This window comes from Bacillus sp. LL01 (assembly GCF_001037965.1).
Map to the genome: position 1 here is coordinate 325973 of NZ_LFEL01000004.1, position 19177 is coordinate 345149.

The window sequence follows — 19177 nt, forward strand, 5'->3', positions numbered from 1 at the left end:
TTCTCAGTCCCTTATCCAAAATATCTGTGATACAATGTTCTCGCTCTAGTTATCTCTTTAGTTCCGTGAACCAGCACTCTTCCATCTTGGAAAGCTACAAGGCGATGGTCCTCCACCTGAAAGGACATTAGATATGGATTGGCTTCCACGCTGACACCCTGCGATTCAAGCTGTTTCTTAAGCGCAATCAGACTCCTGCCTTCCGTCCATGACTCCGGTGGTCTAATTTGGACGGAATCCCTTCCGCAAAGGACGGCTGTTTTCGTCTGGTTTTCAAAAGAAAGATGGGGATATGTCCGATCTTCCCCACAGCTCTGGCAATGGGAATCCTTCAATTTCTCTACATTCAATGATACATACTGGTTCTTCCACAAATCGAAGGAAACAAGCTTACGATTGCAGTCCCTGACGTTACCAGACAGTATTTTCAATGCTTCTGCAACTTGATGCGCGACCACCATCCCGACAGCTGGGGCAATGATTCCAACCGTATCACAGGTTGCCCCTCCCAGTGGAACGGTTTTCAGCAGGCACTGCAAACATGGTGTTTCGCCAGGCAAGATGGTAAAGGAAATTCCGTAGCTCCCCACACATGCCCCGTATATCCAAGGGATAGCATGCTTTTGACATACGTCATTCATGATCATGCGAATATCAAAGTTATCGGTTGCATCAAGAATCAGGTCAAATCCTTCCCTTTTTAACAGCGCCTGCAGTCCATCCGCGGTAACGTCTGCAACTTGCGCTTCAACCTCTACTTCCGAATTGATCAACTTTAACCTTTCCTTTGCCGCCACCGCTTTCGGGAGCTTTTCTTGTGCATCCTTTTCGCTATAGAGCTGTTGGCGCTGCAGGTTGCTCCACTCGACATAATCCCTGTCCATGATGGTGAGCTTCCCGACTCCCGCTCTGACTAGTGCCTCTGCATTACCGGTTCCCAATGCTCCTGCACCGATAAGCAATACGTGCTTCTCACGGATGCTTTTCTGTCCGTCCATTCCAATCGGTCCGAACAGAGTCTGACGTGAATATCGATCCATTACCCGACACTCATTCCTTCGCTTGGGCTGCTTGCTGTTGCGTAACGTTTCTTTTCCATTCTGCCCGCTTCATATCCGAGGCGTCCCGCTTCTATGGCAAGCTTCATTGCCTCGGCCATTTTCACAGGATCCTTCGCTGCTGATACGGCTGTATTCAATAGAACTCCGTCCGCACCAAGTTCCATTGCCTTGGCTGCATCTGCCGGTGAGCCGATTCCTGCATCCACAATGACCGGGACGTTCGCCTGCTCAATGATAAAGCTTAGATTTAACTCATTGATGATTCCCTGTCCGGATCCGATCGGGGAAGCGCCAGGCATGATGGCGTGGGCACCAAGCTCTTCTAGTTTTCTTGCCAGCACCACATCATCTGATGTATATGGAAGCACTGTGAAGCCTTCTTTTAAAAGTTCTTCGGTTGCTTTCAAGGTTTCCACCGGATCTGGCAGAAGTGTTTTCCAACAACCGATCACTTCCACTTTGATCATGTCACAAAGTCCAGATGCCTTAGCCAGCTTTGCAATCCTTACAGCTTCTTCCGCCGTTTTTGCCCCTGCCGTGTTCGGTAGCAGCGTATATTTCTCCAAATCCAGCTTTTCCAGAAAGTTCGGTTGGCTTGCTTCAAAGATATTCATTCTTCTTACTGCAAACGTGAGGATTTCCGATTCAGAGACATCCACTGCCTGCTTTTGTGTATCAAAATCCGGGTACTTTCCTGTCCCTAGTAATAAACGGGAATTAAATGTGTATGAACCAATTTTCAACATATTAACCGCCTCCTACAAAATGTACTAACTCTAATTGGTCGCCGTCTTGTACGCTCTCTGAACCGTGACGATCCTTTTGTAAAATCTCTTTGTTTTTTTCCACAATGACTACCTTCTTGTCTAATTGAAAATGCTCTAGTAATTCCGATACGGTCCTGATGGAATTCGGAAGTTCCATAGAGTCACCATTGATGAAAAGTTTCATTGGTTTCTTCACCTCTTTGCATATTCTTCCAATCTATTCATCTTGAATTCTTCCATATAATTAGGTACAGGCTTTCCCTGTATCATTTTCGTAACCAGTTTACCAGTTATAGGGGCAAGGAGAATTCCATTCCGATAATGTCCTGTGGCGATAACGAGATTCCTGTAACTCGGATGCTGCCCCAGATACGGAAGACCGTCACCTGTTTGCGGACGTATTCCGGACCATGAGCGTTCAAAGGATGCACTCTTCAATGCAGGAAGTACATTGGAAGCCTCCTCCATTAATTGAAAAAGTCCTCCTACCGTAACATTCTCGGAAAATGTATCAGGTATCATTGTTGCTCCGATGACCACCCTGTTTCCGCTCTTCGGAACAAGATAGCAGCTCTCCGTAAAAATGGTACTTGAGAGCAATGGACGATCCGTGATTACGGAGAAGCACTCCCCCTTAACCGGGTATGCCGGTAATGTCCCCCCGCACTCCTCGAGCATCCTTTTACTCCAGGCACCTGCGGCTACTATAATATTTTCTCCATGAAACGTTCCTTCGCTCGTCTCTACACCACTAACGGTATATCCATCTTTTATCAATGAATAAACCTCTACATACTCTTTCAATTCAGCACCCTGATTTACTGCAGCCCTTGCAAAGGCGTGGGTGAGCCGTTCCGGATTGACGTGACCATCCATGGGAATATCCATGCCCCCTAAGAAGTTTTCTGAGAGTTGGGCTTCTCTGTCCATTACTTGTTCCGGAGTCAGCCAATCCACTCTTTCTCCCAGCTTCTGCTGAAAGGCAATTGCACTTTTCAGATGCTGAACCTCATCATCGGTTCGTGCAAGCTTCAGCATCCCTTTTTGAACCAGCTCTATATCAATGCCGGATTTCTCTTTCAATTCATATTGAAGGGAGGGAAACATGGCCCTGCTTTCCTTGGCCATTTCAAAAAGTGCACCTTCTTCTGTCACTTCCACTTGGGCACCAAGCATTCCCGCCGCTGCACTGGATGCCTTACCAGCTAACCGCTCCCTTTCCAGTATCAGCACACGTTTACCTTCACAAGCCAGGTAATAGGCAATTGAACAACCGTTGACCCCGCCACCGATAACGATAACGTCATAACTTGTACTCAACCAATCTCCTCCTTTTCAGCAAGTTTCGCTGTTTGATAGGCTTTGGCCGCATTTATGGTGTCTTCTGCATCCATAATTCCCGACATGACAGCAATCCCTCCAGCCCCGGTTGCCCGAAGTTCCTGAAGTTTGTCAGGAGCTATTCCCCCTATTGCGATTACGGGAATCTTTAAGGATCTTGTAAGTCTTCTTAATTCCATCAGACCCTTAGGCAACAACCCATCCTTGGAAGAGGTGGTATATATATGCCCATACATGATAAAATCAGCCCCGTCCATTTCTGCTTGTATTGCTTCTTCATAACTATGTACCGACTTCCCTATCCTCAATTCCGGAAAACTTCGGCGAATCTCGGAAACTCCCAGACTGTGATAGGCCAACTGCACCCCGCCGACATTCAGTACATGGGCCACATCGACTCTATCGTTAATGATGATTTTTCCAGGCCGTACCCCTAGCCTTATCAGTTCATCGACCAGTTCAAAGATCTCATTTGCGCTTCGGTGTTTTTCTCTTACATGTATGAAATCCACAGAATCATGAACTTCAGTCAAGATGGCAACCAGCTCTTCCTTTGTTTTTTTACCATCCGTAATTAGATGTAATTGCAAAGACCCACACCCTTTTTTTAATACTTTGGTGTTTACCATATAAAAATCCCCCTGTAGATTGTAGTGCAAGGTGTGAGACTCCTGCGGGAGGTAGCGGTAGCTTGAGACCCCCGAGCGTTGTGAGGAGGCTCAAGCACACGCCCCGCGGAAAGCGAACACCTGGTACGGAAATATACAGGAGTTTAACAGACCTATCTAAATACAAAAAACCCACTCTTTAGCGTAAAGAGTGGGTTTCTTCTATGTGTCGTATGTATAAGCCAACAGTGATAGAGCAATTCCACTTCCCTACGCTAGTATGAACTAGATCAGGTTCAAAGGGTCTGGAAATTATTCTTTCCATCTCAGTCACTATTGACTCCCCTAGTGTTACGAGTTATTCAATTTATGTGTAAAGTATAACACATGATTCCCAATATTCAAAAGAAAAGGGATGACCTCCTATCCGTATCGTACATCCATTGTGGGCAGATATGGGAGATGAAATCCCATATATAGAGACGATGCCAACATGAACAAAATAAGAAATACGAACCCCAGATCTTCGCGGGAATACCCCATCTCGTAGTAAAAGGTCCGATTCCTCTGTTGACTGAATCTTTTGGCTTCCATAGCCACGGCAATTCGGTGCGCTCTTCTGATACTCTGGGAAAGTAAAGGAATGCTATAAAAGTATATCTTTTTTAATAAGCTACCTTTCTGCTCCACTCCTCTGACAATCAACGCCTTCCTTAAGGTCAGGAATTCCTCCAGGATCAAGGGCAACAGCCGGATACCTGCCATAAAGCTGTAAGCGAATTTCGGGGGCAACCTCCATTGCTGCATCAAGGAATAGAATAAATATACCGGTTGAGTGGTCAAAGCAAATATTAATCCACAAAAAGCAAATGCAAGCGATCTTAATCCAAGATGGACCCCTCGATAGAAACTTTCTTCCGTAATCTGTATAAGGCCGAATTCAAACCAGACAGTATCCCCTTTTCCAAATAGCACCATCGAGATGGCTGAAGTAAAAAACAAAAAGATGAACGGTATCAACAATAAGAGCTTTAGCTTATAAGTCTGTCCTGTCATAAAAAGATAGATGACTAAAAGAATTCCTGACAGGTTCAGCATCACATTGATATTATGAATGAAGAGTATAGCAACAAACAGAAGAATCATTCCTAGAAGCTTGAAGCTTGGATTGATTTCATGCATCCACGTCTTGTTTTTATAAAGCTCCAACTGCATCTTTTTCTCCCCTGTCTTTTATTCTCCCATTATGCTTCTTGTCGATAAGTCTTCCATCCTTTACCGTCCATATCGTATCCGAAAACTCCGAAACTATTTTTTCATCATGAGTGACCATCATAATGGCTACTCCGGATGCCTTCAGCGCTTCCAGCCATTCCAGCATGGCAAACGTATTTCTGCTGTCCTGCCCGAATGTCGGTTCATCCAATAAGAGAATATTCGGTTGATGAATCACAGCTGCAGCCACGCTCAGTCTGCGCTTCTGCCCAACGGAAAGCTGATATGGATGGTGATGACGTACATGGCTCAAATGAAAAAGTCTCAGCATCTCCTCTACTCTTTCTATAACCTCTTTTTCATCAACCTTCTTCAGCCTCAGTGTATATGCCACTTCCATTTCCACTGATTTGGTAACAAACTGAAATTCAGGATTCTGAAAAACAAAGGTGATGAAATCAGTAGGGATCTTTTTGACCGTTTCACCATCGATCTCAAATGTACCTTCCGTCTTCAATAGCTTCATAAATGATTCCAGCAATGTGCTCTTTCCTGCCCCATTTTTCCCGATAATGGAAATCCATTCCCCCTTACGGATTTCCGCTTCCTCCACATAGATCTTTCTCTCTTTTCCACGGAAGCCTGAAAAATGCTTTACAGTCATTACAGCTTCATTTTCTACAAGAAAGTTTGAGTTAGGGTTTCTAGTTTTTAAATAATCCTGCCATACATCCGGATACCATATTCCATATTCCTTTAAAAGGGTAGTGGAGGAATGAAGTATATCTGCAGTTTTACCGTCTGCGACTATATTTCCATTTTCATCTAAAACAATAATTCTCTCTACAAAGTCGAGCAGCTGTTCCACTTTATGCTCTACGATGATGACCGTTTTATCATCGGTCAACTTCTTAATTGTGTCCCATACTTCCTTAGTACCTTCCGGGTCTAATAGTGCCGTTGGTTCATCCAAAAAGAGCACCTCAGGCTCCATCGCAAGGATAGAAGCAATGGCAAGCCGCTGCTTCATCCCGCCTGAGAGCTTTTGTATTTTCATATGGGATTCAGGTAAATACAATCCCACCATTTTCAATGCATCTTCTATTCTTTTCGCCATCTTCTCCCTTGGAACTGCGAGGTTTTCCAATACAAATGCAAGTTCTTCATCCACATAGGGCATACAGAACTGAGCATCAGGGTCTTGGAAAACATAGCCCCATGAATTCGGAAGAAGCTGCTCCTCTACTATCATCGGCACTTCCACTACATTTGGAATGAGACCTGACAAAACTTGGATTAAGGTTGATTTCCCGCTTCCGGAAGGTCCTAGAATCAACACTTTTTCCCCTTTTCGGATAGTTAGGGACAGATTATCAAAGAGCTTTTCTGCACCAGGATATTTAAGTCTTAAATCGTTTAATTTTATGATAGGTTTCATCCCTGCCTCCCTTATTGCTTCAAAGAATCATAATCCTCCTTGCTCACCGGTCTGAGAAGACTGGTGACACCTGTTGCCTCCAGCGCTTTTACAAGTGCATAGGCAAGTACTCCAGCTAAAAGGACAGCTCCGATCAATCGGAATGAAATCAGCAATGTCACATTCCACCAGACATAATCAAACAGATACCCTCTAAATAGATCGAGAAGAAGCGAACCGACACCAGCCGCAATTCCCGCAAGTGATGCGACAAGCAAATCAAAACGTTTGTAGCGGAAAGCCATGAAAACCAATTCTGCAAACAGTCCTTGTATCACTCCATAGATAAGCACCATCAACCCATATTCCGAACCAACCAGAAATTCACCAGATGCCGCTGCCACTTCCGCCAAGAAAGCGACACCCGCTTTCCTGATCAGGAGATAGGCAACTGTAGCTGCAATGAACCACATCCCATATGTCAACTCCTGAAGCTGAAGTCCGAATGGCGCAAGTACGTTATAGACGGGAGCCCATATCTTATAGACAATCCCGAAGACCAGTGCAATAATGACCGTCACTAGTATATCTGTGAGTTTTAAACCTTTATTCATATTGACCAGCACCTCCTATGCATTCACTTTCTTTTCAGATACCGGCCACTGTTCAAGTGTGTATGCCATCTCCCAGAATGCATATTCATACTGGCTGCTGATGATGAAATACTCAAGCATCCTGGCTTTCTCTTCTTCCGTAGCCTTCTCAGCCAATTCATCCAATCTATTAATCTGTTCTTCCACCAGCTCCCTGAACCATTCTCCACCGTAGGCTGCAATCCACTCCTGATAGATTGGTTCAGCCGGGGTGAAGTCTTTCAGTCTTTCACCAATTTCATAGTACAGCCAATAGCAAGGAAGCAGTGCTGCAATCACTTCTCCCAATCCGCCAGTCAATACAGCTCGATACATATGAGAGGTGTAGCCATGAGCTGTCGGAGCCGCTTTGAATGCCATCTTTTCTTCTTCCGTTACACCAAGTCGCTTTGAGAAATTTTCATGTAAGGATAGTTCCGCTTCGTATGTACCTTGTGCATGGGCTGCCAGCCTCGCCGTTGTTTGGAGATCGAACGCTTTTGCTCCAGCATAGGCTTGCACTTTCGCAAAATGGCTCAAATAATATGCGTCCTGAAGTACATAGTACTTGAAAGATTCGTGGGATAGAGTTCCGTCTGCTATTCCTTTGACAAACGGATGATGGAAACTCGCCTCCCAAATGTAATCCGCTTTCTCTCTTGCAATCTGTGAAAATTTCATTCTCCATTCCTCCTAAAATTGTTTTAATCTTTTTCTTGATGCATAAAAGTCTTATGAAATGCAAAAAACCACCTTCCTCGCTTGCGCAAAGAAGGTGGTGAATACACTAACATAGCTGGACTATTTAAGAAAAAGTGTCTCGACCCCACTTCCCTACGCTGGTGTTAACCAGATCAGGTTCTAAGAGTCTTGAAGTCGCACTTCAATCTCAGCCTTATAAAGGCACCCCTAGTGGTAGATTCGTATAAAGTTGTCGGAAAGTGATTTCTGATACTTATCTTAATCAGCTTTCTCATTTTTGTCAAAGGTTAATTTTGTGCTGGTGCGGAATTTTCCAATTTTGCAGGTGCCTCTTCGTCGTCAGTAACATGTTTGGGCAAGGTAAACATATAAAACACTCCAACTAACAGAAGGCAGCCGCCGACAACGAGATGTAGCCCTTCCACCGTAAGCATTTTTTGAAAGGTCAAGGCAATTACTCCAAGTGTGATAGATTGAGACAACATCATCAAAGGTGTAATCCACCCTTGCACCCTGCCCATCATCTTAGGGTCTACAATTCTTGGCAACCACCCACCGATTCCGATGTTGACGAATGGAAGACCGAGCCCAATCAGTGCAGTAAAGACAAGGTAGTAATGTGTACTCGAGCTATATCCGCTTGCTATAACGAATGCACCAGAAATGCTAAGGCCGATGAAGATCATTTGATACAGTTTTAGTTTTTTTGCCATCATGGAGGCCACAATGCTTCCGACCATAACCGAGATACCGAATACTACTCCCATTACCACCATGAGTTCCTCATAGTCCGCTGGGGCGAGTTTATATTTCAGAATATATGCAGGTATGACAGATAATCCACCATTAACAATTCCAAAGACAAAGAATCCGATAATCAGGTAAACCAATAGAGGATTTTTTAAGATGTATAGCATTCCATCTTTGAAATCATTTGCCACAAATTTGACATTTAATTGATTCCACTTATGTCTGCCATTCGGGAGGACGACCTCCTCTTCCAATTTGCATGCCCTAATCAGAATGGCACTGATCAGATAAGTGAAAAAGCAGACAAAGATGGCACCCTGAAGCCCAACCGTCCAGTAAATAAAAATTCCCAGCGCATTTCCGAAGAGCATGAACAAGCTGCTTGTCATCTGGTTCAATCCTGCTGCCACCGTGTATTCATCCTTCGTCAGAATTCCCTGGATGATAGCAGCCTGGGCGGGGTGGAAGAATTTCGATACCGCACTTCGCAAGAATAGCAAAGCAAATATAAGCGGCATCCAATCGATATAGATGGCACCCATAAGAGCCAATGATAAAACCGCACAGATCACATCACTGTAGACCGCAATCTTCTGACGGTCCATCCTATCTGCCAATACACCCACAAGGAAAAATACCGCAAGTGTCGGCAAAGAATACATAAGCTCCGTCAATGCTGCATAGAACGGCTGATCTGTATAGCGGTCCAACAAATACAGCATCAATGCAGCAATACCGACGATACTCCCCATTGTAGAAGTAAAGGAAGACCAGAATAGCAAACTGTAATTAGGTTTCTTAAATATCTCCATCATATTTTTCATAGTTCCGTCCTCCACCAATTTTTATCTAAAATCAGTTTACCGAATTTAGAAATTGTTGGTAACGGACTTTCGGTACTTTTTCTCTCGGTCTGGAGGTGGAGGACAATAAGGCTGAAGTTTATATAGGCTTGAAAAATAATTGCATAAAACATCTTGTCTCTAAAATATATATATAGTTGTGTGCAAAGCCACATCTAAGGAGGTTTTTGATGGATTCTCATGACAAGTATCGGAATATGGAGGAGCTACAGCAGTTTCAAGAATGGTTTGAAGCGAATAAGCAAAAACCTTACCCCTTATTTCCTAATTACGGAAAAATAACTCAGTATCAAGAAGTGCCGATCAACTTTCCGGAACAGCGTCAGTTACAGCATCCAGGCTTGGAAAAATTCATGGTACCAAAGCCCATTATTGAAAATCCGAATTATAAAGGTAGTGATAAGCTGAAGGGAAAGGTTGCGCTTATTACAGCAGGGGATAGTGGGATTGGTGCAGCGACAGCTATTTCTTATGCGAAAGAAGGTTCAGATGTAGCCATCTCTTATTTAGATGAGCACGAGGATGCTAACCGAACCAAAGCTAGAATTGAAGAATTGGGGCAACGTTGTATTTTGATGCCGGGGGATTTAAGAGAGAAGACTCAATGTGTGGCGATTGTAGAGCAAACTGTCCAAGCATTTGGGAGACTGGATATCCTCGTTAACCATGTGGGGATACAATTCCAGCAATTAAGTTTGCTTGATATAACCGATGAACAGTTCGATGACACTTTCAAGGTGAATATCTACTCCCATTTCTATACAACCAGAGCAGCTTTGCCCCACTTAAAACCCGGTAGTTCCATAATAAATACAGCCTCAGTAGTGGCTTATGCTGGGGAAAAACAGTTGATTGATTATACAGCTACAAAGGCAGCAAATGTCGGCTTTACCCGTGCGCTTGCCAATAATGTAGTTGACCAAGGCATACGTGTCAATGCTGTCGCCCCTGGAAGAACCTGGACACCACTCATTCCTGCAAGCTTTTCGTCTGATCAAGTAGCAGTGTTTGGCGTAAATAACCCGATGAAGCGGGCTGCACAACCGTTTGAACTAGCTCCAACCTATGTTTATCTAGCTTCCGATGACTCCCGATTCGTTACAGGGCAAGTGCTGCATGTCAATGGAGGAGAGTTTACGGCTTCTTAATCAGAGGAAAATGGGAGGAGATGATAAACATGCATTACGAATTCAATCCTGAAGTCAAACTATTGTTGATAAATCAATCTGATGCCAAAGTCCAAATGGTTTATCAATCTAGTACGTGGCCGATGCCGAAGATCGGTCCACGCCCACCGTACTACACAGAGCCAATTTATGAAGCGGAATATCCCATTCTTTAGCTGTCAGAATAAGAAAAGTAGATATTCTTACCTTTTCTTAAAAGCCCCCTTGAATGTAAAGGGGGCTTAAAACAAAAGTTATGCTAATAACTTCTCTAAAACGGTATTCTCATTTTCGTTTAAAAGGTTCTTCTGGATAATAGCATCCACCTTTTTATTCATATATCCTTCAAGCAATTCGGCTTCCTCTTTATCACCAACTAATATTATTTTCTCCCATTTTTTATCCGCTGCTTTTTTATCAAGCTTGCTGCCAAGGCTTTTCACCCATCTTTTCTGATTCGCTTTGACGCGATCATCATAATGGTCCACCTGGCTAGCTGTTTTGATGGCTCCACTTCCCATACTCGAACTGTCATGTGAGGGACCTTGATGCAATCGCCAGTCATCAATCTCCAAATCAAATTCCATTGATTCGCTTTCTTCAATCCGGGCAAAAACCGAAGTAAGTATCTTGATTTCATTCTGTTGCATGAGAACAAATCCTGTTAAAGGATAAGCTTGATTCATTTTTTGAAGTTCATCGAGTACAGGCTGTTCCTCCCAATAAAAGTTCGTCGGTACAGAAACCTGTAGTTCAAACGTCTCCCATAGTCCGCTATCCGCAGATGCAAAAATGATTAGCCCTCTTGGCATTTTACGTTCCATTTTTTCTACATACTTTTCCACATCTTGACGTATTGCCCGAAGCCTTTTTAACTCGTCCTTACTGCTGGCTTCTATATATTCCTCTAATCGATTAAATCCATTCTTTAACGCTATCTTCCATTCTCCACCCTGCTGATCGGGGTGACTGCGATCGGTGTGCAAATATAAGCTTAATACTTTGTCCGGTTTTGTAAATTTCATATTCGATAGTTTTTCCATTGTCTTTTGATAGGTCACTAAATCCCCTCCATTAAACTTGTTGTTTAGTAGTCTTTATCACGAAAGAGGATAAACTAAACATATATTTGATAGTTCTTTAACACCAGAAGCCCATAAGAAAAACCTCTCCCACATTACATGAGAAAGGTGTCTACTGTTAATCATCATCGTCATCATCGCGGTCTTTTTTCTTGCCACGCTCTTTCTTTTCCTTTTTCTTTTCTTCTTTTTTCTTTTCTTCCTTCTTCTGTTGCTCTCTTTTTCTTTGCTGGTCCTGGTCCTGGTCCTGCTCCTGCTTCTTCTCTTCCTTTTTTGCAGACTCTTTCTTTTTCTGCAAGCTTGCAGGGAGGTTGAAGGATTCCACCGGTTCCCCCTCAAGCGCTTCACTTACCACCTGTTGGAATACCTTTGCTGAAGGACTGCCTGCCCCTGAGATGATAGGAAGGACATTTTCCGAGGACTCTTTATCGAACCCTATCCAGAATGCTCCTACGATTTGTGGTGTATAGCCTACAAACCATTGGTTGGAAGTGGCTCCATGGTTATTGTCATTCGTCTGGGTGGATCCGGTTTTTCCGGCAACTTCACGCCCATCGATTATAGCGTTCTTTCCGCTGCCTTCTTCAATAACCCCTTTGAGCATAAAGTTCATTTTTCCTACCACTTCTTCAGAGAAAACGCGCTCTTTATCTTCTTCAAATGACGCCACTTCTTTTCCGGTAACCGTCTCTATTTTAACAATCGCATGAGACTCGATGATTTCCCCGTTGTTGGCATAAACGGAATATGCTTCTGCCATATGCTTGGGGGAAACTCCGTAAAACCCACCTAGTGCTATGTTCCCAAGTGTTCTGTCCTCTTTTTCATCAACCGGCAAATACAACTTCTTTGCTGCATCCATGCCTTTTTGGATTCCCATATCATAAAGCAGGGATACAGCTGGAATGTTATAGGAATTTAAAACCGCGTCGTACATTGAAACTTCTCCGCGAAAATCCAATGTATGGTTCTGTGGCTTATAATCCCCAAATTCAGTCGGCGAGTCGTTCAACATATCATAGACATCATATCCCTCTTCAAGGGCAGGTGAATACACTAGTAATGGCTTGGCCGTTGATCCTGGTGGCTTCTTTAATCTGGAGGCACGGTTGAAATCACGGAACTTATAGTCCCTTCCGCCAATCATACCAAGAATGCCACCTGTCTTAGGATTTAGAAGAACTCCACTGCTTTGTGCAACTTCCCCAGTTGGTGCAGTCGGGAAGTTTTCTGGGTCTGCATACACTTTTTCCAGAGCTTCCTGCACTTTCGGCTCCAACGTGGTATATACACGATAACCGCCGGCCAGCAGTTCGCTTTCGCTGATTCCATACATTCTTTCCGCTTCATCTATTATGTAATCCGTAAAGCTAGGGTACTTAGCTTTATACGGATCTACGTGCCTTTTTTCAAGCTTCAACTCTTCCTGCTTCGCCTCTTCCACTTCATCCGCAGAAACAAAACCCTGCTTATGCATCAGGGAGAGCACCAAGTTTCTACGTTGAATAGAACGTTCCTCATTATTTAATGGGGACAGGGCAGACGGCGCTTTAATCAGCCCTGCCAAAGTGGCAGATTCCGCCAGCGTCAGGTCCTTAGGTTCTTTGGCAAAATAAACCGCGGCTGCCCGCTTGACTCCCCAGGCGCCTTCCCCAAAATAGATCTGATTTAAATATAGACTGATAATTTGGTCCTTTGAATAAGATTTTTCCACTTTCTTTGCCAAAAAGAACTCATCGGTTTTACGTTTTAAGGTTTTATCGTGTGACAAAAAGACATTTTTTGCCAACTGTTGGGTGATGGTACTTCCACCCTGCACATAGCCCCTTGCTTTTACATTCGTAGTCAAGGCACGTACAGTACCTACAAAATCAAACCCGTCATGCTCATAAAAGCGCTGGTCCTCAACCGCTACAACCGCCTGCTTCAGCACTTCCGGTATTTCATCTGCGGGAACGCCCTCTATTTGATTGGTCGTAATCCTGCTCGCTACTTCCCCATGCCGGTCATAGATGACAGAGGACTGTGGCAATGGATCTGTCAATGCACTGACATCCCTTGTGTTTATATAAAATTGCATTCCTAACAGTATAATTAATGCCAATAAACCAGTAATAAGTAGCAGTGCTCTAAAACTCACTCTTCGTTTTTGCTTACTTACTCTTTCAGCCATAAGAACCCCCTAATTGTGCAGCAAACTATTGATAGTTATTCGAAATGAATCATCTCTTTTTTAGGGTAACGAGCATAAACCCCACCATGATCCATTAAAATATTTAGAAGCCATTTACCTTATTGATGATAACATTCCTATAACTTAAACACTATTACATACCCTTTTTCAACAAAAGTGAACCCCTTTGCCCATATTCGAAATTTTTCGCCATTATATTCCTACTTGACTCTCTTTCCTTCCCCCTTCTATAATGAGGAACAATTAAAGAACTACTCGTATAATCTTGGAGATAAGGTCCATAAGTTTCTACCAAACTGCCGTAAAGAGTTTGACTACGAGAATACCCCGCCAGTTAATAAACTGGTGTATTCTCACTTGTTAAACTCCAAGTTATTGCTTGGAGTTTTATTTATTGCAGTTTATATCTGGAGGGGAAAACAATGAAACAAAACCTGGAAACTATAATAAAAGCAGCTGCAAAGCATACAAATGCAGATCTCGTTATAAAAAACGGGAGAATTATTGACGTCTTCAATCTGGAAATTATAGAGGAAGACATCGCAATCAAGGATGGGATGATTGTAGGAATTGGGAAGTATGAAGGGGAAAAAGTGATTGATGTTGATGGGGCATTCATTTCTCCGGGCCTAATAGACGGACATGTTCATATGGAATCTTCCATGATCCACCCCTACTATTTTACTAACACCATTCTTTCGCACGGGGTTACCACCATTATTACAGACCCTCATGAGATTGCCAACGTCAGTGGCACATCCGGAATACAGTTCATGCTCGATGCAACGGAATCCGTACCAGTTGATGTGTTTTTCATGCTCCCCTCTTGTGTGCCTGCAACTTCTTTCGAACGTAATGGAGCGACCGTACATGCAAGTGACCTTGCTCAGTTTTATACCCATGAACGAGTAATAGGGTTAGCGGAAGTGATGGACTTTCCAGCAGTTCGTGACAGGGATAATGCTATGCTCGCCAAGCTTTCACAAGCAATTCTGAATAACAAAATAATAGATGGCCACGGTGCCGGACTTACTGCCGAGGACGTAAATATCTTTGCGTCAGCCAACATTAAAACCGATCATGAATGTGTAACCACTCAAGAAGCAAAAGAAAGAATCAAACGGGGAATGTATGTGATGATGCGGGAAGGGTCCGTTGCAAAGGATGTTAAAGCCTTGCTTCCGTTAGTAAACGAACGAAATGCCCGCCGCTTTCTATTCTGCACTGATGATAAGCATCTAGATGACCTAGTGAACGAGGGAAGTATCGACCACAATATCCGTATTGCCATTCAGGAAGGGCTCGAACCCCTGCTTGCCATACAGATTGCTACGTTGAATGCGGCAGAATGCTTCTCTCTTACGGATCGAGGAGCTATTGCACCTGGGTACCGTGCAGATTTTCTAATCATTGATGACCTTGAGCATTTTACAATAAATGATATCTATAAAAACGGAACAAAAATAGATGCCAACAAATCTATAAGCTCTGCGCATATAATTCCAGATACGCTTTTGGAATCTGTGAAAATAGGACCAATAAGCAAAAAAAACCTACAAATAAATATTGATCCCGTCAAGCCATGCAATATTATCGAAATCATTCCAAATAGTCTTGTTACCAAGCATATTTCTGAATTGGCTTCTTCAAAAGATGGGGAGTTCGTAGCAAACAATGAACACGATCAATTGAAGCTCGCAGTCATTGAAAGACATAAACGAACCGGAAATATCGGACTTGGGATCGTAAAAGGCTTTCAAATAAAAGATGGCTCTATTGCCTCTACAGTTGCTCACGATTCTCATAATATTGTGGTAGTTGGCACATCTGATGAAGATATGCTGGTTGCTGTGAAGGCACTTGATCAGATGCAGGGCGGTTTAGTTGTGGTATATAAAGGAAAAACCGTTGCGACTTTGCCACTGCAAATTTCCGGTTTGATGGCGAGGATGCCGACTGAAAAGGTCCTTCCTTCTTTGAAGGAGCTTCACGATGCCTTACAACTGATTGGCAGTCAGAATAGCTTTAACCCTTTTGTGGCACTGTCTTTTTTGAGCCTACCGGTTATTCCAGTTCTGAAATTAACGGATAGCGGACTATTTGATGTAAAGCGTTTCGAGCATGTTTCGATACAGTAAACAGTAACGTTGAATAGCCTATCTATAGAGGATTTAAATGGAAATACCTCCACTATCTCTCCCTAACACAAAGTTTAAAAGTTGTTGCAGAGGGTACTTAAATTACAACAACAACTTACAAATATAGCTGAAAAGGAGTAGATGGATGATGGAAGCTTTTAATAACATTCTTATTGCCTATGATGGGTCGCAGAGCAGTTTGAAGGCAGTAAAGATGGGAATTGACATGAAGAAGAGACTACACTCAAATATCACAATCCTCCATGTATTGGAGGAGACTTCGGTAAACGTTCCAATTCAATCATCGAGACCTGACGCAGTACCTGCAGGAGGCATGGGTAATATAGATGGGTTGAACATCTACACACATAATGTGAAGGAACGTGTCCCGTCACAACGACATATAGCTGCGACAGATCAGGAGGGTACCGATAAATCATTAAATGAAATTCATGCCCTTCTTTCCCAAGAGAGAGTGGAGGCACCTGTAGAAGTAATACAAGGTGATCCAGCTAAAACCATCTGTAATTTTGCAGACACACATGAAAGCGACCTTATTATAATCGGTAGCAGAGGACTTGGCGGATTGAAGAAATTGATTTTAGGAAGCGTCAGCGATAAAGTTACCAACACCGCCAACTGTCCTGTGTTAATTGCAAAATAGATTCTTGCTTCAATGTATCAGGCTTCCATTCTGGAAGCCTGATGTTTTTGTTTTCACCAACCTCTGGGCATATGCATACCGTATAGAGAATTTAATAGAAGGGAGAAATCCTATGTATCCATATCGTCAACTTAACTTTCCGCCATTTGGACCGCCTCCAGGTGGTGGCCAAGGTCCTGGATTTGGACCGCCTACTGGAGGGCCGCCTGGATTTGGACCACCCGGAGGACCAGGGGGGCCAGGATTCGGACCACCCGGAGGACCAGGTGGAGGTGGACCTGGCAGTGGACCACCAACTGGACCACCACCATCCTCTCCTCCACCACAAATCGCAAGTTTCGGCTCACCTGGGGGACCATCTGCATTAGCTGTTGATCCGGGCGCATTTTTCGGCTGTTTGTATCGTTTTACTTGGGTCAGGTTAAATAATGGGGAACAATTCTGGTTCTACCCTACCTTTATAGGAAGAAGATCAGTTGCAGGTTATCGTTGGTTCTTCTTTACTTGGGTTTACTTTGGAATAGATTCTAACCGCATTCGTTCTTTCCAATGCGTCTAATAATTTGATGCATAACAAAACACACCACATTTCTGCGGTGTGTTTTGTTATCCCTGTATTTTTTTCGCTTCAATATTCACTTCTTCATCGTTTTCCTTCATCTTGTTCACCATATTATGAAAAGCACTCCATTTAGAGAGCTTATCAATTGCTTCCTGTTCGGAATTAACACCAGTAACTTTGAAGGAATTCTCATTAACCGACACTTCATAGGCAGGTTGGGCAGCTTTTTGCTCTTTTCTATTCTTCTCACGCTCCATGTGTCTATTAATTCTTCTGACACTTTTCGCATCTTTCTTTAAATCAGAACCTTCTTCTGCATACTTGGCCTTTTCCATCAAATTCTGATTTTTCTTTTTCAACGTATTATCACTCAACGTAATACCCTCCTTATTGTTCTTCTCTAGTTGTAGGGCGATGTGTATTGCTTTGAGCTCTCTGACGTGAGGCCACTAACCGATTGGTATGTCCAATGGCACGGTGCTCTGCTTGTGATTTAAAAAGAGCCTGCCTCTTCTCCAACTTAGCCTTCAAACGTTTCTTCACATCAATTCCTCCCTCATCTCTTACTGTATAAATACCCCTTTGTCAAAAAATAAAACACACTAGTGTTTGATTTTCCCCGGTAAATATCATATAATGGCATTGCAACCTAACGAACGGTAGGTAGTTAAATTCTTGAGGTGATTTCATTGACGACATCCACATCTGAACGAATTAAGCAAAACGCCCTTCAATTATTTGCTCAAAAAGGGTATTACGGAACTTCACTAAACGAAGTGGCAACAATGGTCGGGATTAAAAAGCCGTCCCTATATGCTCACTTTAAAAATAAAGATGACTTGTATGTATCCATCCTCCAAGAACTGATGGATACGTTTAAAGAACGCGTCACCATTGACGCTGGTGAAATAAATCAGTATTCAACAAAAAAGCTAATGTATCGATTTATGAAGAATATGGTCGACTTTTGGAAGGATGAAACCCTTGGGCTCCTGTATAAAAGGACTCTTTTATTCCCTGAGGAGCAGTTCCGTTCTACTATACAAGAGCAATTCATTCAAACAGAAGCTCATACGACCGATATCCTTAGACAGATTCTTGACAAGGGACAACAAAACGAAGAGATTACCTCCCAGCAAATGGAACCTTTGATTGACGCTTTTTATGTTTTGATCGATGGCCTTTTCGTACAGCGTTTTTTTTACTCCCCATCAGATTATGATAAGAAGGTGGAGCATGCATTTGAGCACTTTTGGAAAGCAGCAGAGATAGGAGGGAATTAATCATGCAATGGGTGTACATTTTCATAGCAGGACTATTGGAAATAGTATGGGTTTTAGGTCTGAGATTTTCTGAGGGGTTTACCGTTTTGACTCCGAGTATCGTTACTGTAGTTACGCTGACAATCAGCTTTTATCTGTTTTCAAAATCCCTCAAATTTATACCGATTGGTACAGCCTATGCTATTTTTACAGGGTTTGGAGCTGCCGGTACTGCTGTGGTGGGAATACTATTTTTCCAAGAATCAGCGAGCTTTTCCAAGTTATTTTTTATAGGACTTATGCTGGTCGGAATTATCGGGTTAAAAATAACTACTAGCGATGAAGAAGATACACCTGTTTACAAGGAGGGGATATAAATTGGCATGGTTTTTCCTTACGATAGCCGGATTGTGTGAAATTGGTGCAGTAGCTTCATTGAAACTGGCTGAGGGATTCAAGAAGCTATACCCTTCCCTCAGTTTCATCGTAATCGGCATGTTGAGCTTTTATTTCCTTTCCCTTGCTCTAAAGGATATTCCGATGGGCACCGCTTACGCTGTCTGGACAGGTATCGGTTCAGCAGGAAGTGTACTCCTCGGGATGATTTTCTTTAAGGAGTCCAAGGATAGAATTCGAATAGTTTTGCTCTCTTTAATTATTATCGGTGTAATCGGTTTGAAAATAACTCAGTGAATAGAGTCTTTGAAATTGAAAAAAACCCATTCCGGATTTATTCTCCGGAATGGGTTTTTG

At 43.0% G+C, this 19177-nt stretch carries 22 protein-coding genes and 3 riboswitches; of the genes, 8 read left to right on the forward strand and 14 right to left on the reverse strand.

Annotated elements, in window-relative coordinates; all coding sequences use genetic code 11:
* Positions 1-11 precede the first annotated feature (11 nt).
* The 10 genes from AB685_RS14085 to AB685_RS14130 form a co-directional block, all read right to left on the reverse strand.
* Entirely contained in the window at positions 12-1040 is a 1029-nt protein-coding gene (locus AB685_RS14085; protein ID WP_047971227.1) for a thiazole biosynthesis adenylyltransferase ThiF, read from the reverse strand.
* Positions 1040-1807, reverse strand: a complete 768-nt coding sequence (locus AB685_RS14090; RefSeq protein ID WP_047971228.1) for a thiazole synthase — start codon at positions 1805-1807, stop codon at positions 1040-1042. The genes AB685_RS14085 and AB685_RS14090 overlap by 1 nt, the downstream gene beginning before the upstream one ends.
* 1 nt (position 1808) lies before the next feature.
* Positions 1809-2012: a sulfur carrier protein ThiS gene (thiS, locus tag AB685_RS14095; protein ID WP_047971229.1), complete on the reverse strand. Its 204-nt coding sequence runs from the start codon at positions 2010-2012 to the stop codon at positions 1809-1811.
* Positions 2013-2020: 8 nt separating this feature from the next.
* Positions 2021-3148, reverse strand: coding sequence for a glycine oxidase ThiO (thiO, locus tag AB685_RS14100; protein ID WP_047971230.1), 1128 nt, complete (start codon positions 3146-3148; stop codon positions 2021-2023).
* Entirely contained in the window at positions 3145-3798 is a 654-nt protein-coding gene (tenI, locus tag AB685_RS14105; protein ID WP_047971231.1) for a thiazole tautomerase TenI, read from the reverse strand. Before tenI ends, thiO begins: the two co-directional genes overlap by 4 nt.
* Positions 3799-4027: 229 nt before the next feature.
* Positions 4028-4134: riboswitch (TPP riboswitch) on the reverse strand.
* Positions 4135-4200: 66 nt separating this feature from the next.
* Positions 4201-4992, reverse strand: a complete 792-nt coding sequence (locus AB685_RS14110) for an energy-coupling factor transporter transmembrane component T (RefSeq protein WP_047971232.1) — start codon at positions 4990-4992, stop codon at positions 4201-4203.
* Complete coding sequence (locus AB685_RS14115) at positions 4973-6430, reverse strand: ABC transporter ATP-binding protein (RefSeq protein WP_047971233.1); 1458 nt, start codon at positions 6428-6430, stop codon at positions 4973-4975. The genes AB685_RS14110 and AB685_RS14115 overlap by 20 nt, the downstream gene beginning before the upstream one ends.
* 11 nt (positions 6431-6441) lie before the next feature.
* Complete coding sequence (locus tag AB685_RS14120; protein WP_047971234.1) at positions 6442-7023, reverse strand: ECF transporter S component; 582 nt, start codon at positions 7021-7023, stop codon at positions 6442-6444.
* A 15-nt stretch (positions 7024-7038) separates the two neighbouring features.
* The gene (gene tenA, locus AB685_RS14125) at positions 7039-7722 is read right to left on the reverse strand and encodes a thiaminase II (protein WP_047971235.1); all 684 of its coding nucleotides are present in this window, start codon (positions 7720-7722) and stop codon (positions 7039-7041) included.
* A 133-nt stretch (positions 7723-7855) separates the two neighbouring features.
* Positions 7856-7962: riboswitch (TPP riboswitch) on the reverse strand.
* Between the two features lie 68 nt (positions 7963-8030).
* On the reverse strand, positions 8031-9317 hold the full coding sequence (locus AB685_RS14130; RefSeq protein ID WP_047971236.1) for an MFS transporter: 1287 nt from the start codon (positions 9315-9317) through the stop codon (positions 8031-8033).
* Between the two features lie 209 nt (positions 9318-9526).
* Between AB685_RS14130 and AB685_RS14135 the strand changes: the two genes are divergently transcribed.
* Both AB685_RS14135 and AB685_RS31720 read left to right on the forward strand, forming a co-directional pair.
* On the forward strand, positions 9527-10504 hold the full coding sequence (locus tag AB685_RS14135) for an SDR family oxidoreductase (RefSeq protein ID WP_198530511.1): 978 nt from the start codon (positions 9527-9529) through the stop codon (positions 10502-10504).
* Positions 10505-10533: 29 nt separating this feature from the next.
* The gene (locus AB685_RS31720) at positions 10534-10698 is read left to right on the forward strand and encodes a hypothetical protein (RefSeq protein ID WP_198530512.1); all 165 of its coding nucleotides are present in this window, start codon (positions 10534-10536) and stop codon (positions 10696-10698) included.
* A gap of 78 nt (positions 10699-10776) precedes the next feature.
* Here AB685_RS31720 and AB685_RS14140 read toward each other — a convergent pair whose 3' ends face one another.
* The gene (locus tag AB685_RS14140) at positions 10777-11565 is read right to left on the reverse strand and encodes a VLRF1 family aeRF1-type release factor (protein WP_047971410.1); all 789 of its coding nucleotides are present in this window, start codon (positions 11563-11565) and stop codon (positions 10777-10779) included.
* Positions 11566-11722: 157 nt separating this feature from the next.
* Positions 11723-13777: a PBP1A family penicillin-binding protein gene (locus AB685_RS14145; protein ID WP_047971237.1), complete on the reverse strand. Its 2055-nt coding sequence runs from the start codon at positions 13775-13777 to the stop codon at positions 11723-11725.
* 256 nt (positions 13778-14033) lie between these two features.
* Positions 14034-14135, forward strand: a riboswitch (purine riboswitch).
* Between the two features lie 85 nt (positions 14136-14220).
* Between AB685_RS14145 and ade the strand changes: the two genes are divergently transcribed.
* The 3 genes from ade (at position 14221) to AB685_RS14160 (ending at position 17159) form a co-directional block, all read left to right on the forward strand.
* Positions 14221-15936 carry an adenine deaminase gene (gene ade, locus AB685_RS14150; protein WP_047971238.1) on the forward strand — a complete coding sequence of 572 codons (1716 nt, stop codon included), beginning with the start codon at positions 14221-14223 and terminating at the stop codon, positions 15934-15936.
* 145 nt (positions 15937-16081) lie between these two features.
* On the forward strand, positions 16082-16600 hold the full coding sequence (locus AB685_RS14155) for a universal stress protein (protein ID WP_047971239.1): 519 nt from the start codon (positions 16082-16084) through the stop codon (positions 16598-16600).
* 112 nt (positions 16601-16712) lie between these two features.
* Positions 16713-17159, forward strand: coding sequence for a hypothetical protein (locus AB685_RS14160; RefSeq protein ID WP_047971240.1), 447 nt, complete (start codon positions 16713-16715; stop codon positions 17157-17159).
* A 47-nt stretch (positions 17160-17206) separates the two neighbouring features.
* Here the strand turns inward: AB685_RS14160 and AB685_RS14165 are convergent, their stop codons facing one another.
* Both AB685_RS14165 and AB685_RS31305 read right to left on the reverse strand, forming a co-directional pair.
* On the reverse strand, positions 17207-17536 hold the full coding sequence (locus AB685_RS14165; protein WP_047971241.1) for a hypothetical protein: 330 nt from the start codon (positions 17534-17536) through the stop codon (positions 17207-17209).
* 13 nt (positions 17537-17549) lie between these two features.
* Complete coding sequence (locus tag AB685_RS31305) at positions 17550-17705, reverse strand: hypothetical protein (RefSeq protein WP_157860721.1); 156 nt, start codon at positions 17703-17705, stop codon at positions 17550-17552.
* A gap of 146 nt (positions 17706-17851) precedes the next feature.
* Here AB685_RS31305 and AB685_RS14170 point away from each other — a divergent pair, with 146 nt between their 5' ends.
* The 3 genes from AB685_RS14170 to AB685_RS14180 are packed head-to-tail and all read left to right on the forward strand — an operon-like array spanning position 17852 to position 19117.
* A complete protein-coding gene (locus tag AB685_RS14170; protein WP_047971242.1) occupies positions 17852-18445 on the forward strand; it encodes a TetR/AcrR family transcriptional regulator in 594 nt (197 codons plus the stop codon).
* A gap of 2 nt (positions 18446-18447) precedes the next feature.
* Positions 18448-18801 carry a multidrug efflux SMR transporter gene (locus tag AB685_RS14175; RefSeq protein WP_047971243.1) on the forward strand — a complete coding sequence of 118 codons (354 nt, stop codon included), beginning with the start codon at positions 18448-18450 and terminating at the stop codon, positions 18799-18801.
* Between the two features lies 1 nt (position 18802).
* A complete protein-coding gene (locus AB685_RS14180) occupies positions 18803-19117 on the forward strand; it encodes a multidrug efflux SMR transporter (RefSeq protein ID WP_047971244.1) in 315 nt (104 codons plus the stop codon).
* Positions 19118-19177: the final 60 nt, after the last annotated feature.

Bases quoted from the DNA above. Each gene is read 5' to 3' on its own strand.
- AB685_RS14085 (WP_047971227.1), bottom strand. From the start codon at position 1,040: ATGGATCGATATTCACGTCAGACTCTGTTCGGACCGATTGGAATGGAC.
- AB685_RS14090 (WP_047971228.1), bottom strand. From the start codon at position 1,807: ATGTTGAAAATTGGTTCATACACATTTAATTCCCGTTTATTACTAGGG.
- thiS (WP_047971229.1), bottom strand. From the start codon at position 2,012: ATGAAACTTTTCATCAATGGTGACTCTATGGAACTTCCGAATTCCATC.
- tenI (WP_047971231.1), bottom strand. From the start codon at position 3,798: ATGGTAAACACCAAAGTATTAAAAAAAGGGTGTGGGTCTTTGCAATTA.
- AB685_RS14110 (WP_047971232.1), bottom strand. From the start codon at position 4,992: ATGCAGTTGGAGCTTTATAAAAACAAGACGTGGATGCATGAAATCAAT.
- AB685_RS14115 (WP_047971233.1), bottom strand. From the start codon at position 6,430: ATGAAACCTATCATAAAATTAAACGATTTAAGACTTAAATATCCTGGT.
- AB685_RS14120 (WP_047971234.1), bottom strand. From the start codon at position 7,023: ATGAATAAAGGTTTAAAACTCACAGATATACTAGTGACGGTCATTATT.
- tenA (WP_047971235.1), bottom strand. From the start codon at position 7,722: ATGAAATTTTCACAGATTGCAAGAGAGAAAGCGGATTACATTTGGGAG.
- AB685_RS14130 (WP_047971236.1), bottom strand. From the start codon at position 9,317: ATGAAAAATATGATGGAGATATTTAAGAAACCTAATTACAGTTTGCTA.
- AB685_RS14135 (WP_198530511.1), top strand. From the start codon at position 9,527: ATGGATTCTCATGACAAGTATCGGAATATGGAGGAGCTACAGCAGTTT.
- AB685_RS31720 (WP_198530512.1), top strand. From the start codon at position 10,534: ATGCATTACGAATTCAATCCTGAAGTCAAACTATTGTTGATAAATCAA.
- AB685_RS14140 (WP_047971410.1), bottom strand. From the start codon at position 11,565: ATGGAAAAACTATCGAATATGAAATTTACAAAACCGGACAAAGTATTA.
- AB685_RS14145 (WP_047971237.1), bottom strand. From the start codon at position 13,777: ATGGCTGAAAGAGTAAGTAAGCAAAAACGAAGAGTGAGTTTTAGAGCA.
- ade (WP_047971238.1), top strand. From the start codon at position 14,221: ATGAAACAAAACCTGGAAACTATAATAAAAGCAGCTGCAAAGCATACA.
- AB685_RS14155 (WP_047971239.1), top strand. From the start codon at position 16,082: ATGATGGAAGCTTTTAATAACATTCTTATTGCCTATGATGGGTCGCAG.
- AB685_RS14160 (WP_047971240.1), top strand. From the start codon at position 16,713: ATGTATCCATATCGTCAACTTAACTTTCCGCCATTTGGACCGCCTCCA.
- AB685_RS14175 (WP_047971243.1), top strand. From the start codon at position 18,448: ATGCAATGGGTGTACATTTTCATAGCAGGACTATTGGAAATAGTATGG.